This is a genomic window from Xanthomonas sp. SHU 166 (assembly GCF_000364685.1).
Classification (GTDB): Bacteria; Pseudomonadota; Gammaproteobacteria; order Xanthomonadales; family Xanthomonadaceae; genus Xanthomonas_A; species Xanthomonas_A sontii.
The window spans coordinates 1-1,360 of the sequence record NZ_AQOJ01000896.1; the positions used below are offsets into that span (position 1 = coordinate 1).

Below are 1,360 nucleotides of genomic sequence, written 5' to 3' on the forward strand. Positions count from 1 at the left end.
GGCGCCGCGGCGCCGCACGCGCGCCCCTGTTCGGCATGGGTTCCCGCCCGCCTGCGCGCGCCGCCACTGGCGCGGCGCGGCCCTCGCCCCGCTTCGTCTCCGCCGGCTGACCGCCGGCCGCCCTGCCTTTTTTCAACCGCTGCTGCACATGGAATGCCCATGAACGTACTTGCGCACCTGAAAATCCGCGACAAGCTGATCTTCGCCTTCGCCGTGACCACGCTGCTGACGGTCGTGCTGGGAGGCTTTACCTACTCCCGGACCAACCTGTCCATCGCCGAGCTCACGCACATCCAGCACGATTGGGTGCCGGCGACCCAGGCACTGGCCGAGGTGCGCGCGCAACTGGGCGAATTCCGTACCTACGAACTGGCGCAACTGTCGCGCGCCGGCGATCCCCAGGCGCAGGCCGATTACTTCAAGCGCATGCAGAAGGTGCGCACGGAGGTGGCGAAGAACCAGCAGGTCATCGCCGCGATGATGCGCGACCAGAAGCAGATGCAGATGTACGCCGGCGTGCAGGAGACGCTGAAGGCCTACCTGCAGGCCAACACCGAGATGGGTGCGGCGCTGCGCGCCGGCGACGTGGCAGGCGCACAGAAGATCTCCGACACCCAGTCGCGGACGCTGCGCCGGACCCTGTTCGAGCGCATCGTGGCGCTGACCCAGTACAACGTCGCCGAACTGAACCGGGAGATGGAGCGCGCCGACAGCCAGCTGGCCAACACCAAGACCCTGATCGTGACGCTGCTCGGGCTGGCCGTGCTGTTCGCCAGCGTCACCGCCTGGCTGATCGCGCGCGGGATGGCGCGCCAACTGCACGCGGCCAAGCGCCTGTCGCAGGCGGTGGCACGCGGCGAACTGGAGGGCGCCACCTATCCGCACGGCAAGGACGAGATCGGCGAGCTGATGGACGACATGCTGATCATGCGCTCGCGCATCCACAGCGTGATCCGCGCCCAGGAGGAGATGGCCCGGCAGCACGCGTGCGGCACCATCAGCTACCGCATGGACGAGAACGCCTTCCCCGGCGAGTACGGGCAGATGGTCAAGGGCACCAACGAACTGGTGGCCTCGCACATCGCGGTGAAGATGCGCCTGCTGCAGATCATCCAGCGCTATGCGATCGGCGACCTGTCCGAGGACATGGACCGCCTGCCCGGCGAAAAAGCCGTGCTCACCGAAACCATGGACATGGCCAAGCAGAACCTGACCGCGATGAGCGAGCAGATCAAGCAACTGGCGGAGGCGGCCGCGGCCGGCGCCTTCGGCACACGCGGTGACCCGGAACGTTTCCAGTACGGGTTCCGGGTGATGGTGCAGGATCTCAACGCGATGATGGAGGTCAGCGACCGCAACC

1 protein-coding gene is annotated in these 1,360 nt (G+C 67.3%); it reads left to right on the forward strand.

Annotated elements, in window-relative coordinates; genetic code table 11:
• Positions 1 to 159 precede the first annotated feature (159 nt).
• Positions 160 to 1,360 (forward strand): MCP four helix bundle domain-containing protein (locus D180_RS20185; RefSeq protein WP_017914189.1); only part of this gene is annotated, 1,201 nt, incomplete at its 3' end.